Here is a 12,002-nt window from a genome sequence, read left to right as displayed (position 1 = left end):
CGTAGCTATATCCCCTTATGCTGCACTTCCAACTCTCACCTTTTACCGAACTGCGCACGCCGCGGCTGCTGCTGCGCCGCATCACCCTGGCCGACGCGCCGACGGTGCTGTTTCTGCGGTCTGATCCGGCCACCATGCGCTACCTCGACCGGGAACCGGCCGCCAGCCTGGCCGATGCCGAAACCTTCGTGGGCTTGGTCGACGCCGGGCTAAGCGAAAACCGGGGTATTACCTGGGCGCTGGCCCGCCTCGGCGAGGAGGAGCAAATGATTGGCACCTGCGGGCTGTGGCGCCTGGACGCCGAGCACCACCGCGGCGAAATCGGCTACACGCTGCACCCGGCCGCCTGGGGGCAAGGGCTGATGAGCGAGGCCCTGGCCGCCGTGTGCCGCTACGGTTTCGAACAGCTGCGGCTGCACAGCATCGAAGGCAACGTCAACCCGCAAAACGAGGCGTCGATCAAGCTGTTGGAGCGGCAGGGCTTCGTGCGCGAGGCCTACTTTCGCGAGAACTACCACTTCCGCGGGCAGTTTATCGATTCGGCCATTTATTCGTTGCTGGCCCCGCGCGATGCAACGTAAACGGCGCGAACAGCTGTCAGACAATGCTTTGTCGAGCAGCGCGTTGCTGCCACCAGGCGCGGGCGAGTGTCGTGCTCGGCACGCTTCTGCCTACGTAAACCTTACACCACGCTTGGCCCCATGCCCGGTTCGCGTCTGCTAACACTCGTCCTCACGCTCGGCCTGCTCGCGTTTCGCGCCGACGGCCCGCGCGACCCGGGCCGGGTGGAGCACCTGGCCGATTTCCCGTCGAAATTCGTGAAGCCGCGGCACGTGGACGTGTGGCTGCCCGCCGACTACCCCCGGCCCGGCCGCCGCTACGCCGTGCTCTACATGCACGACGGCCAGAACCTCTTCCACCCGGCCAGCAGCTACGGCGGCGTGGCTTGGGAAGTCGACAGCACGCTGGCCCGGCTGCAGCAGCGCGGCGCGGTGCGCGCCGACGTCATCGTGGTGGGCGTGTGGAACACCGACCGGCGCTTCCGCGAGTATTGCCCGGCCAAGCCTTACCAGCAGCTGAGCGCCGCCCGCAAGGCGCAGCTGGCGCAGGAGGGCCTGCTGCCCGGCCCGCCGCTGTCCGACGAGTACCTGCGCTTTCTGGTGCAGGAGCTGAAACCATACGTCGACGGGCACTACCAGACCGACACGCGGCGCACCAGCACGTTTATCAGCGGCAGCAGCATGGGCGGGCTGATTTCGCTCTACGCCGCGGTGGAGTACCCCCAGGTATTCGGCGGGGCGGCCTGCCTGTCCACGCACTGGCCGCTGAGCCTGCAGGACAACACTCCGGAATTCACTACCGCTTACCTGCGCTACCTCAACGAGCACCTGCCCCGCAAGGGCCGGCGTCCGCGCCTGTATTTCGACTTTGGCACCGCCACGCTCGATGCGCGCTACGAGGGCCACCAGCGCCGCATCGACAGCCTGCTGCAAGCCAAGGGCTACACCGAAAAGGACTGGCTGACGCGCAAGTACGAAGGTGCGGCCCACAGCGAGGCCAGCTGGAAAAAGCGCTTCGAAGTACCGGCCCGCTTTCTGTTGAAAACCAAGTAACCAGTAGGGGCACTATCAATACCTTTGCACTATGTCGCTGCTGCAGGTAGTCCGATTTCTGGGCCGGTTGTTGGTGCAAGCGTTTCTTGTCAGCGCGGGCGCAGTTGGCATTCTGGTGCTGTTCCTCGGCGGCAGCGCTTATGTGGCGGCGCGGGAGGTGGAGCGGTTGGGGCTGCGGCGGGATGTAGCGCCCGGTGTAACCGCGGCGGGCCTGCAGCGCGTGCGGGCCGGCATGAGCGTCGAAGAAGTGACGCGGGCGCTCGGTCGGCCCTACGAAGTGGGCGTCGAGATGAGCAGGGGCCACAACCTGGACTGTCCCGGGCCGCTCACGGCCGAATCAGCGCGGGTCGATTCCGCTACTGGCTTGGCCGCGGTGCTGGATGGGTTGCGGGCCGATACGCTGCGCTACTGCTGCCCTGCGTACCGCCACAACCGGCAGGACAACATCTACTTCAAGCTGGAGTACTCGCGCCCGGTACCGACGGCGGGCGAGTACCCGATGGTGAGCGTCTCGTTGGACGACTGCGGGCAGGTTTACAGCGTGGATGTGGGCCATTACCGGCACAACGTGGCGTTCTGGGACGAAGACTACCTGCCGGTTTACGCCTATTCCCGCCTGGCCGATGGGAAAGAGCAGCGGTTTGTGGTGGCGGAAACCCTGCGCCGACTGCTCGGGAAGTAGGGTTGACGACCCGCTGACTCGCCGCCGGCAACCCTGCGGCTGTTCGGCAGTAAGAAGACAGGTACACCTGCCAGTTGTCCTTCATGAAAAAGTTGCCGCTGCTGCTGCCCGCCGCCCTCACGCTGCTGGCGGCCTGCAATCAGAACGCCAAAACCGCCGATACCGCCGCGCCCCCCACGCCGCCCCCCGCCACCGCCGACACGGCGGCCGCCACCGGCACCAGCGTGCAATTGCCCCCGCCTAACGCCACCAAGTCCGTCACCAAGCGCGTCGACATCATCGACTGGCCCGCGGGCAAAACGCCTGTGGCCCCGGCCGGCTTCACCGTCACCAAGTACGCCGACGGCTTCGAGAGCCCGCGCTGGCTGTACGTACTGCCCAACGGCGACGTGCTGGTGGCCGAAGCCAGCACCGTCCCGATGGGGCTCAAGAAGGAAATTGCCGCCGAACTGAAGCTGGACAAGTCGCGTGCCCTGCGCGAGAGCAGCGCCAACCGCATTACCCTGCTGCGCGACGCCAACCAGGACGGGCAGCCCGAGCTGCGCGAAACCTTCCTGACCGCCGCCAACGGCCTCCGCCAGCCCTTCGGCATGCTGCTGCTCGGCGACTATTTCTACGTGGCCAACACCGACGGCGTGCTGCGTTTCCCCTACAAGGCCGGGCAGACCAAGCTCAGCGGCCAGGGGCAGAAAATCATGACCCTGCCCAAGGGCGGCTACAACAACCACTGGACCCGCAACCTGCTGGCCGGGCCCGACGGCAAGCAGATTTACGTGTCGGTGGGCTCGGGCTCCAACGTGCAGGAGCACGGCCCCGCCAACGAAATCCGCCGGGCCAACATCCTGCGCATCAACCCCGACGGCTCAGGGGAGCAGGTGTACGCCAGCGGCCTGCGCAACCCCGTGGGCATGGCTTGGAATCCGCAGACCAAGCAGCTCTGGACGGCCGTCAACGAGCGCGACGAGCTGGGCGACGACCTCGTGCCCGACTACCTGACCAGCGTGCGGGAAGGCGGCTTCTACGGCTGGCCCTACGCCTACTTCGGCCCGCACGAAGACCCGCGTCGCCAGGGCGAGCGGCCCGATCTGGTGCAGAAAACCATCGTGCCAGAGGTGCCGCTGGGCCCGCACACCGCCTCGCTCGGCCTCGCCTTCTACGACGCCAAGGCCTTTCCCGGCAAGTACCAGGGCGGCGCCTTCATCGGGCAGCACGGCTCCTGGAACCGCTCGGCCTACTCGGGCTATAAGGTGGTCTTCGTGCCCTTTAGCGGCGGCAAGCCCAGCGGCTCACCCGAAGACTTCCTGACGGGTTTCCTGGCCGGCGGCGAAAAAGCCTACGGCCGCCCCGTCGGCACTTTTGTAGCGCCCGACGGCGCCCTGCTCGTCACCGACGACGCCGCCAACACCATCTGGCGCGTGGCGGCATCGGGGAGCAACGGTACGGCGGCTGGCAGCCGGTAACTGTATTTGACCGTCATCCTGAGCAGAGCGAACCGAAGGTCGACGTAGTCAAGGTTCTTCCTCGCACCCCGCACCAACCGAAATGCGCAGCCACCAACGCCCCATCGTCCGGGCGAGGTGGCTGCGCTTCTTCGTTGGTAGCTATTGCCGAAAAAGCATCTGCACTTCTTAGGTCGCGGCGGTGCGGGGTTCGAGGAAGGTCCTTCAGCTGCGCCTCAGGATGACGTTCTTTTTCGACGGGCTGTTTTAGCGCTAGGCGCTACCTTGCGGGCAGTTCTTTGCCATCCGCAATTGCCGTAGAACGGTGCCGGGCCTCGTGGCCTGGCTGAAAAAGGAACCGTGTGTGATTCACGGGCTGACGCGCAACTGTAAGTAACACTAGTCCGGGCCGCCCCCGCGCGCCATTGCTTCGCGCCCCGAAGCGAGAAGGCCGGCCGCCCCGTTACAAGCCAGGAGACTTGCCTACCTACGACGTGACGCACGCTTCCGCGACCAGGAGCTGCCGTCGGGCCAATTGAAGCTGCACCGCCGCTGCCGGGGCCCCTGTGCCCGGGCCGGGGCGGGCGCGTCCGTGTGGGCCGGGGGCGGAGTAGGGGAGGCGTGCGGCCACTGCCGTTGCGGCTTCACCCCATTTTCCGCATGACTCCGGACCTCGCCCCGCGCATTGCCGCCGCCGAAACCCGCCTGTTCAAGGCCGTGTTTCCGAACACCACCAACCACTACGACACGCTCTTCGGCGGCACGGCCATGCAGCTCATGGACGAAGTGGCCTTCATTGCCGCCACCCGCTTCAGCCGCAAGCGCATGGTCACCGTTTCCTCGGACCGCATCAACTTCCGCATGCCCATTCCGGCCGGCACCATCGTGGAGCTGATCGGCCGCATCTCGCGCATCGGCACCAAGAGCCTGGACGTGACGGTGGACATTCACATCGAGGAAATGTACTCCGACGTGCGCCTCGACGCGGTGTCCGGCACCTTCACCTTCGTGGCCATCGACGAGCACAAGGTGCCCATCAGCGTGTTGTAGTTGGCGGCTTGGTGCCTTGGCTCTGCGCGCCGGAGTCAGGGCGCCCCGGCCTGAAGCTGGCGGAATAGCGGGCGGCTGCCGGCCAGCACCGGACGCCGGCGGGAGCTGCCTGCGCCACTTTTCGCGGCAGGGGGCGGCTGGTTACGTGTGCTTTGGCGCCAAGGCCGTAGCTTTGCGGGCTAATCCCTCACGCCCGTATGGAAATCCTCAAGGACTTCGTCGACATCGTTCTTCACCTCGATAAGCACCTGACCGAGCTGGTGCAGCAGTACGGCACCTGGACGTACGCCATCCTGTTCCTAATCATCTTCGTGGAAACCGGCGTGGTGGTGCTGCCCTTCCTGCCCGGCGACTCGCTGTTGTTTGCCGCCGGCTCGCTGGCCGCCCTCGACGGCAGCCCGCTCAGCGTGGGCCTGCTCATGCTGCTGCTCGTGGTGGCCGCCGTGCTCGGCGACGCGCTCAATTATCACATTGGCGACTTTATCGGGCCGCGGGTGTTCCGGCGCGACTACCGCTTCCTGAAGCGGGAGCATCTGCTGCGCACCCAGGAGTTCTACGAGAAGCACGGCGCCAAAACCATCATCCTGGCCCGCTTTATCCCCATCATCCGCACCTTCGCGCCCTTCATTGCGGGTGTGGGCACCATGAGCTACACTAAGTTTCTCTCCTACAACCTGGTGGGCGCGGTGCTGTGGGTGGTGCTGCTGACCGGCGCCGGCTACTTCTTCGGGCAGATTCCCATCGTGCAGAAGAATTTCTCGCTGGTGGTGCTGGCCATCATCGTGCTGTCTTTGCTGCCGGCCGTGTTCGAGTTCATCAAGCAGCGCCGCACGCCGGCCACGCGCTAACTGGATTTGGACAATAGAAAGTTGCAGTCCGCCCCGAGCCGCTTTGGCCGGGGCGGATTTTTTTGTTTGTTCGGGTTAGAAACCAACCAGCAAGGGCGCATGAACCGGGAATTTGGCCTCATCGGGCGGACACTGACGCACTCGTTTTCGCCCACCTACTTCCAGCGCAAGTTCGAGCACCTCGGGCTGGATGATTGTACTTACGAGGCCTTCGAGCTGGCGGACATCCGCGACTTAGCCCCGCTGCTGGCCGCCCATCCGCAGCTGCGCGGCCTGAACGTGACCATTCCCTACAAGGAGCAAATCATTCCTTACCTCGACGAGCTGGCGCCCTCGGCCGGCCGCGTCGGGGCAGTGAATACGGTTCAGTTTGGGCCCGAAGGCCGGCTCATCGGCCACAACACCGACTACGCCGGCTTCCGCGACTCGCTGCGGCGCTTTTACCCGCTGCGCGGGGCGGCGGCCGGGGCGCTGGTGCTCGGCACCGGCGGCGCGGCCAAGGCCGTGGAAGTGGCCCTGCGCGAGCTAGACATCCGCTACTGGCTCGTATCCCGGGACCCCATGAGCCGCGGCCTCACCTACGCCGACCTCACCCCGCAGCTGCTGGCCGAGCACACGCTCATCGTCAACACCACGCCGCTGGGCACCTACCCGCAGGTGGAGGCCTGCCCCGACATCCCGTACCACCTGCTCACCCCGCAGCATTACCTGTTCGACTTGGTGTACAACCCGCGCGAAACCGAGTTTCTGCGCCGCGGCCGGGAGCGGGGTGCCCACGCCCAAAACGGGTTCGAAATGCTCTGCCTACAAGCCGAAGCCGCCTGGGCCATCTGGCAAGGGTAAAATGATGAAGTGGGGAAATTGTGAGTGACGTGAGGCCATCAAACCCACCAATTCACCACTTCACCAACTGAAAAAAGCCCACCGGCGGTGTGTCGGACCGGTGGGCTTTTGGGGCAGGTGTGGTAGTAGGCGCAGCCTTGGAGCTGCGGCGGCGCGAAAATTATTTCTGAAACAGCCAGCGGCAGCCGGGCTGGTACTTCTTATACACCGGGCGGTGCATCCCCGTCTTGCCGCGACGGCCGAAGTTGGCCGGGCGGGCCGCGGCCGCGTCCAGCGAGGGCAGCAGCAGGGCTACAACCAGGAACAGCGAAGCGAGGCGGGCGAGGACGGTGGCTTTCATGAGGGCGGCTGAAAAAGCGGTTGGGAAGAGGTGCGCGGGCCGTTGTGCCCGTTCGACATGACAAAGGTGCGCCGGCCGGCCCCCATCCCGCCGGGAGTTTCGCCCAGCAAGGCCTGCCGCTGTGTGAACGGGGCCGTCGTCGCGTCGAAGCGTTTGGGGTGGGTCTACCCGGCCCCGGCAGCCTAACCCGAAAACAAAAACAGCAGGCGCCCCACTGGAACGCCTGCTGCCGGGAAAAAACGAGCCGGGGGACACTCACTCACCACCGTGCCCTTAAACCCGCGTTAGTTGCCGCCCTGGCCGCCGTCGCCGCCGCCTTTCTGGTCGTCGTTGCGGATGCTGCGGCGCGGGCGCTGGGGCTTGTTCTCCAGCTTGCCGAAGCGGTAGTTGAAGGCCAGACGTACGCCGCGCTGGTAGATGTTGGTGGTGTTGCGCTGATCCGACTGCACCAGCGAGGGGTCGTCGAAGTAGCGGGTGCGGAAGTTGTTTTCCAGGCGGCGGAACTTGGTGAACGGGTTGTCGGCGTTCAGCGTCAGGTCGCCCTTGCCCTTAAACAGGTCCTTGCGCACCCCGATGGCGTACATGCTCCAGGCCGAAGACGTGCCCTGCAGCTGCACGCGGCGCGAGTTCAGCATGCCGAAGAACTGCAGGCTGATGCCCTTGTCGAACTTGTAGCCCGAGTTGATGTTGGCCGAGTACATCAGGCCGGAGTTGGTCGTCTGCAGGGCCTGGCTTTTCAGGTACACGTACGACACGTTCACGTTGCCGCTCACGTCCCACTTCGGCAGGGGCTTCACCGAGCCGAAGGCGTTCAGGCCGAAGGTCTGGTTGCGGGCCACGTTGCCGTAGGTGCCGGTCAGAATCTGCCGCGTCACGCCGTTGACCAGCGTGTCGCGCGTGGTGCGCACGGCCTCGATGGCGTTGTTGGTGATGCGGGCGTAGCCGGTCAGGTTAATCACCGAGCCCTTCACGAAGGTGTTCCAGTTCAGCTCGTAGTTGTCGGCAAACTCCGCATTCAGGCTCGGGTTGCCGCGCTGAATGTTGAAGGGGTCGATGCGGTTGACGTAGGGGTTTAGGAAGAAGATGCTCGGGCGCTGAATGCGGCGCGTGTAGCTGGCCCGGATGGTGGAGCCCTGCTGCTTGAGGTTGCGCGTCAGGCTCACGTTGGGCAGCACGTTGGTGTAGTCCAGCGTGAAGCGGCCGGCGTCGCCCTGGAAGTTGCCCTCGATGTCGGTGCGCTCCACACGGCCGCCGAGGCGCACGTTGTACTTCTTGCCCAGCGGCGTGGCGTAGGTGGCGTAGCCCGCCGTCACGTTTTGGGTGTAGTCGAAGATGTTGGTCAGGCTGCCGTTCTGCCCGAACACGCCGCGCGTGCCGGCTGTGTCCACCGAGTAGTTGCTGTACACGTCGCGCAGAATCATCTTGGCGCCCACTTCCACCGTCTGCTTCTCCGAGAGCGGGTGCACGTAGTCGGTCTGCAGGGTCGTTTCCACGTTGCGCGCCCGGTTCAGGCTCGATTCCTGGTAGAAGGGCGTCAGGTGCTCCTGGTAGAGGTCAAACTGGTCGATGTCGTACTCGCGGCGGTTGGTGTTGCGCGAGTGTTGCGCCAGCACCGACCACTCCCGGCGGCTCTGCTGCCCAAACGAGCGGGTGTAGGAGCCGGTCAGGTCGAAGTTCTGGTTGCGGAATTTCTGTTCCAGCTCCCGGTCGTAGTTGCTGCGGCGGTCGTTGCCGGGCGTGAAGGTCTGGCTCACGTCGGCGTGGTTGCCGTTGCGAAACAGGTTGCCGTTTACCGTCAGGTTCAGCGCGTGGTTCGGAGCCGGCTCGTAGTCCACGCCCAGGCGCAGGTTGCCGCCGCCCCCGCCGCCGCGGCCGGTGTTGCGCTGCGTAAGCGTGCTGATGAGGTTGCCGGCGCGGTCGTAGGTGTTGCGGTCTACGGCCTGCACGCCCGGGGCGTAGAACGCCCAGCCGTTCAGGGCCGAGTTGAAGCCCACCTTGCCCTTGCGGGCGTTCAGGCTGAAGTTGCCGTTGGAGTTGCGCGTGCCCGCCGCCAGGCCGACGTTGCCATTGACGCCCTGCAGGTTATTCTCCTTCAGCACAATATTGATGATGCCGGCCGAGCCCTCCGAATCGTACTTCGCCGAGGGGTTGGTAATCACCTCCACGTTTTTGATCTGGTCGCCGGGCAGCTGCTTCAGGGCTTGGGCCACGTCGTTGGCCACGATGGCCGAGGGCTTGCCGTTGATGAGCACGCGCACGTTGCCCGAGCCGCGCAGCTGCAGGTTGCCGTCCGGGTCCACCGATACCATCGGGGCCTTGCGCAGCACATCGGCGGCGGTGCCGCCCTTGTTGGTGTTGTCTTGGGCGGCGTTGTACACGAGGCGGTCGGGCTTGCTTTCCACCACGGGCCGCTCGCCCGTTACCTGCACTTCGCCCAGCTGCTTGGCCTGCGACTGCAGCGCCACCGAGCCCAGATCCACGCTCATTTTGCCCTCGGCCAGCGTGACGGGCTGCACCACCGCGCCGTAGCCGATAAAGCTCACGGACAGCCGGTAGGAGCCGGGCGCGAGGCCTTTCAGCGAGAAGCGGCCCTTGTCGTCGGCCACGGCCCCGTCGAGGGGCTGCTCGCCGGTGGCGGGCAGCAGGGCCACGGTGGCAAATTCTACCGGCTGCTTGGTGGAGGCGTCGAGCACGGTGCCCGAGATGCGGCCGTTGCCGCGCGGGGCCGCGGGCAGGATGGTGGCCTTGGGGCTGGCGCCGCCCGGGGCACCGGTGGGCGCGCCGCTGGCGGGCGCGCCGGGCGGGGGGCCGGCGGGGCGGGTGGCTGGGGCCTGAGCGGCCGCTTCGGTGGCAAGCAAGCCCGCGGAGGCGAGCAGCAGGAGTAAGGAATTCTTCATGGATAAAGGGAGGGCGGAGGAGGGACGCTACTACAGAAAGGCTGCGGAAGTAGCCGCGCTGCCGGACGCCGAAAGCGGCTCCGGCGAGGCAGCGCCGTGAACTGTAAGCGGAACAGGTGGGCGGCGGATACTGGGCGCCCGCGGCGGGTATGTGGCGGTGGGTGGCCGCCGGTAAGCAGGTCTATTTCAGGGCAAAGGACCGGCGGATTTCGTCGTCAGACAATCACTCGATTATGTGATAAGCGGTAGCACAGGCCGGTCGTTCTAGGAGCATTTGGGACAAGGGTCGGGGCGATTCGGGGCGGGGTTGCATTTCCGGCAGACAAAATTGTGGTCAGGATATATAGGCGCTACTTCAGCGAGCGGCGCCCTCGTGGCGGAAGCCCAGCAGCACGTAGCCCAGCAGCAGCGCGGCGGCGGCCCAGCCTAGGGCCAGCAGCCCCGAGGTCGACAGCGCCCAGCCCACGGCCAGGCCCTTGCCCACGGCTTTCAGGCTGAGCAGCGGCGCGGCGTAGGGCACCCAGTTGATGTACTCCCAGCGCATCAGCGTGAGGGCGACAATGGTGCAGGCCATGCCCACGGCCACCGGCGCCGCGAAGCTGCGCCACCACAGCGCCGCCACGTACTGCAGGGCCAAAATGCCGAGCGTGGCCACGAACGTGTGCCAGAGCAGCGGCACGATGGCGCCCAGCGGCGCGGCGAAGTCGGCGAAGTGCAGGCCGGGGCGCAGCACGCCCAGCAGCCAGCCCGACGCCACGAGCAGCACCGCGTACACCACCTGCGCCAGCAGATTCAGGCCTAGCAGCACCAGCAGCTTGCTGCCAAACACTGCGGCGCGGCTCAGCGGCTGGGCGTAGAGGTGTTTCCAGGCCAGCGCCTTGTTTTCGGTGTGCAGCACCAAGCTGCTGAGCAGCACCACGAACAGGGGCAGCAGCAGGCCGGTGGCCGTTTGCCAGCTCTGCAGGATGTAGGCCGGCCAGGGGTTCTCACCGGGCTTGAGGATAAACTGGCCCTTGAAGAAGAAAATCAGGGCGAAGAGCAGCACCGGCAGCGCCCCGCTGCCCAAAGTCAGCCACAGGGCCGGGGTGTGCTTGAGCTTGAGCACGTCGGCCGCGAGGGAGCGGCGCAGCTGGGTGAGCAGCCCGGGCTGGGCGAAGGTCAGGGCGGTTTCCATTAGGCTACGGCGGGTTCGGTGAGGTGCAGGAAGGCTTGCTCCAGGCTGGGCTGCTGGCAGTGCAGGGCGTACACGGGCTGCCCGGCCAGCACCAGCTGCTGGGCCAGGTAAGCCATCTGCTCGGCCGATTGGTAGGGCACGCCCAGCCGCCCCGGGCCGAGCACGGTGGCGCCGCCCAGGTCCACGGGCAGCAGCAGCTGGCAGCGGGCCGCGTCGTCGGTATCGATGACAACCTGGGCGTGGCCCTGCTGCCGGCGCTGCAGCTCGGCCACGCTGCCCTGAAAGGCCAGCCGGCCCTGCTGCAGCACCCCCACGTGGGTGGCCACGCGCTCAATCTCGCTGATGAGGTGGCTGGAGAGCAGAATGGTTTTGCCGTGCTCCCGCTGCAGCGTCTGCAGCAAGGCGCGCATTTCGATGATGCCGTTCGGGTCGAGGCCGTTGGTGGGCTCGTCGAGGATGAGCAGTTGCGGATCGGGCAGCAGGGCCAGGGCCAGGCCGAGGCGCTGCCGCATGCCCAGAGAATACTCGCGGGCGGGGCGGTGGGCGTCGGCGCTCAGGCCCACGGTGGCCAGCACTTCGGCGGTGCGGCCGGCGGGCAGCCCGCGCAGGCGGCGCGTTACCTCCAGGTTGTCGCGGCCGCTGAGGTGGTCGTAGAGCGAAGGCATTTCGATGAGGGCGCCCACCTGTCCGAGCGCGGCGAGGCGGTGCCGGGCTTGGTCGTGGCCGAAGAGGTGCACCGTGCCGGCGGGGGCGGGCAGCAAACCCAGCAGCAGGCGCAGCGTGGTGCTCTTGCCAGCCCCGTTCGGGCCCAGGAAGCCGTAGATGCTGCCCGCGGGCACCTGCAGATCGAGCTGGTGCAGTACCTGCCGCGGCCCGAAGCCGAAGGACAGGGCCCGCGTCTCGACGAGTAAGGAGTTGGTTTTCATAGGTCAGAAGGCGTCAGTGCTGGCAAACGTATTGGCCCGTTCCGACTCCATTCCGACAAATCCACCAAACCCTATATCCCTGGGCCGAACGCCGGTTTTGCCGTGGCGAATTACCCCGTTTCGGCCCCTCAGCGGGCTGCCCAACGGTTGGCGGCGAACGGCGGGCGGTTGGGGCGCCGTCTGGGCGGGT

11 protein-coding genes and 1 riboswitch are annotated in these 12,002 nt (G+C 66.3%); of the genes, 7 read left to right on the top strand and 4 right to left on the bottom strand.

Annotated elements, in window-relative coordinates; all coding sequences use genetic code 11:
- Window positions 1-17: 17 nt before the first annotated feature.
- From LJ737_RS11255 to LJ737_RS11225, 7 genes are all read left to right on the top strand, one after another.
- On the top strand, window positions 18-581 hold the full coding sequence (locus tag LJ737_RS11255; protein ID WP_227765674.1) for a GNAT family N-acetyltransferase: 564 nt from the start codon (window positions 18-20) through the stop codon (window positions 579-581).
- Window positions 582-701: 120 nt separating this feature from the next.
- Complete coding sequence (locus tag LJ737_RS11250) at window positions 702-1,613, top strand: alpha/beta hydrolase (RefSeq protein WP_227765672.1); 912 nt, start codon at window positions 702-704, stop codon at window positions 1,611-1,613.
- Between the two features lie 31 nt (window positions 1,614-1,644).
- Entirely contained in the window at window positions 1,645-2,295 is a 651-nt protein-coding gene (locus LJ737_RS11245) for a hypothetical protein (protein WP_227765670.1), read from the top strand.
- 83 nt (window positions 2,296-2,378) lie between these two features.
- The gene (locus LJ737_RS11240; protein WP_227765668.1) at window positions 2,379-3,755 is read left to right on the top strand and encodes a PQQ-dependent sugar dehydrogenase; all 1,377 of its coding nucleotides are present in this window, start codon (window positions 2,379-2,381) and stop codon (window positions 3,753-3,755) included.
- Between the two features lie 285 nt (window positions 3,756-4,040).
- A riboswitch (cobalamin riboswitch) is annotated at window positions 4,041-4,235 on the top strand.
- 159 nt (window positions 4,236-4,394) lie between these two features.
- Window positions 4,395-4,784, top strand: a complete 390-nt coding sequence (locus tag LJ737_RS11235; RefSeq protein WP_227765666.1) for an acyl-CoA thioesterase — start codon at window positions 4,395-4,397, stop codon at window positions 4,782-4,784.
- Window positions 4,785-4,981: 197 nt separating this feature from the next.
- Entirely contained in the window at window positions 4,982-5,632 is a 651-nt protein-coding gene (locus LJ737_RS11230; RefSeq protein ID WP_227765665.1) for a DedA family protein, read from the top strand.
- Between the two features lie 99 nt (window positions 5,633-5,731).
- Window positions 5,732-6,475: a shikimate dehydrogenase family protein gene (locus tag LJ737_RS11225; protein ID WP_227765662.1), complete on the top strand. Its 744-nt coding sequence runs from the start codon at window positions 5,732-5,734 to the stop codon at window positions 6,473-6,475.
- Window positions 6,476-6,635: 160 nt separating this feature from the next.
- Here LJ737_RS11225 and LJ737_RS11220 read toward each other — a convergent pair whose 3' ends face one another.
- The 4 genes from LJ737_RS11220 to LJ737_RS11205 all read right to left on the bottom strand — a co-directional run bounded on the left by LJ737_RS11220 (window position 6,636) and on the right by LJ737_RS11205 (window position 11,812).
- On the bottom strand, window positions 6,636-6,815 hold the full coding sequence (locus tag LJ737_RS11220; RefSeq protein ID WP_227765661.1) for a hypothetical protein: 180 nt from the start codon (window positions 6,813-6,815) through the stop codon (window positions 6,636-6,638).
- 284 nt (window positions 6,816-7,099) lie between these two features.
- Window positions 7,100-9,712, bottom strand: coding sequence for a TonB-dependent receptor (locus LJ737_RS11215; protein ID WP_227765659.1), 2,613 nt, complete (start codon window positions 9,710-9,712; stop codon window positions 7,100-7,102).
- 355 nt (window positions 9,713-10,067) lie between these two features.
- On the bottom strand, window positions 10,068-10,886 hold the full coding sequence (locus LJ737_RS11210) for an ABC transporter permease (RefSeq protein WP_227765657.1): 819 nt from the start codon (window positions 10,884-10,886) through the stop codon (window positions 10,068-10,070).
- Window positions 10,886-11,812, bottom strand: a complete 927-nt coding sequence (locus tag LJ737_RS11205; protein WP_227765655.1) for an ABC transporter ATP-binding protein — start codon at window positions 11,810-11,812, stop codon at window positions 10,886-10,888. Before LJ737_RS11205 ends, LJ737_RS11210 begins: the two co-directional genes overlap by 1 nt.
- Window positions 11,813-12,002 lie beyond the last annotated feature (190 nt).

This window comes from Hymenobacter sp. 15J16-1T3B, from assembly GCF_020711235.1.
Classification (GTDB): domain Bacteria; phylum Bacteroidota; class Bacteroidia; order Cytophagales; family Hymenobacteraceae; genus Solirubrum.
Note: the sequence above shows the minus strand (reverse complement) of the source record. Positions and strands in the feature narration are given on the sequence as shown.

Bases quoted from the DNA above. Each gene is read 5' to 3' on its own strand.
- LJ737_RS11255 (WP_227765674.1), top strand. From the start codon at position 18: ATGCTGCACTTCCAACTCTCACCTTTTACCGAACTGCGCACGCCGCGG.
- LJ737_RS11250 (WP_227765672.1), top strand. From the start codon at position 702: ATGCCCGGTTCGCGTCTGCTAACACTCGTCCTCACGCTCGGCCTGCTC.
- LJ737_RS11245 (WP_227765670.1), top strand. From the start codon at position 1,645: ATGTCGCTGCTGCAGGTAGTCCGATTTCTGGGCCGGTTGTTGGTGCAA.
- LJ737_RS11240 (WP_227765668.1), top strand. From the start codon at position 2,379: ATGAAAAAGTTGCCGCTGCTGCTGCCCGCCGCCCTCACGCTGCTGGCG.
- LJ737_RS11235 (WP_227765666.1), top strand. From the start codon at position 4,395: ATGACTCCGGACCTCGCCCCGCGCATTGCCGCCGCCGAAACCCGCCTG.
- LJ737_RS11230 (WP_227765665.1), top strand. From the start codon at position 4,982: ATGGAAATCCTCAAGGACTTCGTCGACATCGTTCTTCACCTCGATAAG.
- LJ737_RS11225 (WP_227765662.1), top strand. From the start codon at position 5,732: ATGAACCGGGAATTTGGCCTCATCGGGCGGACACTGACGCACTCGTTT.
- LJ737_RS11220 (WP_227765661.1), bottom strand. From the start codon at position 6,815: ATGAAAGCCACCGTCCTCGCCCGCCTCGCTTCGCTGTTCCTGGTTGTA.
- LJ737_RS11215 (WP_227765659.1), bottom strand. From the start codon at position 9,712: ATGAAGAATTCCTTACTCCTGCTGCTCGCCTCCGCGGGCTTGCTTGCC.
- LJ737_RS11210 (WP_227765657.1), bottom strand. From the start codon at position 10,886: ATGGAAACCGCCCTGACCTTCGCCCAGCCCGGGCTGCTCACCCAGCTG.
- LJ737_RS11205 (WP_227765655.1), bottom strand. From the start codon at position 11,812: ATGAAAACCAACTCCTTACTCGTCGAGACGCGGGCCCTGTCCTTCGGC.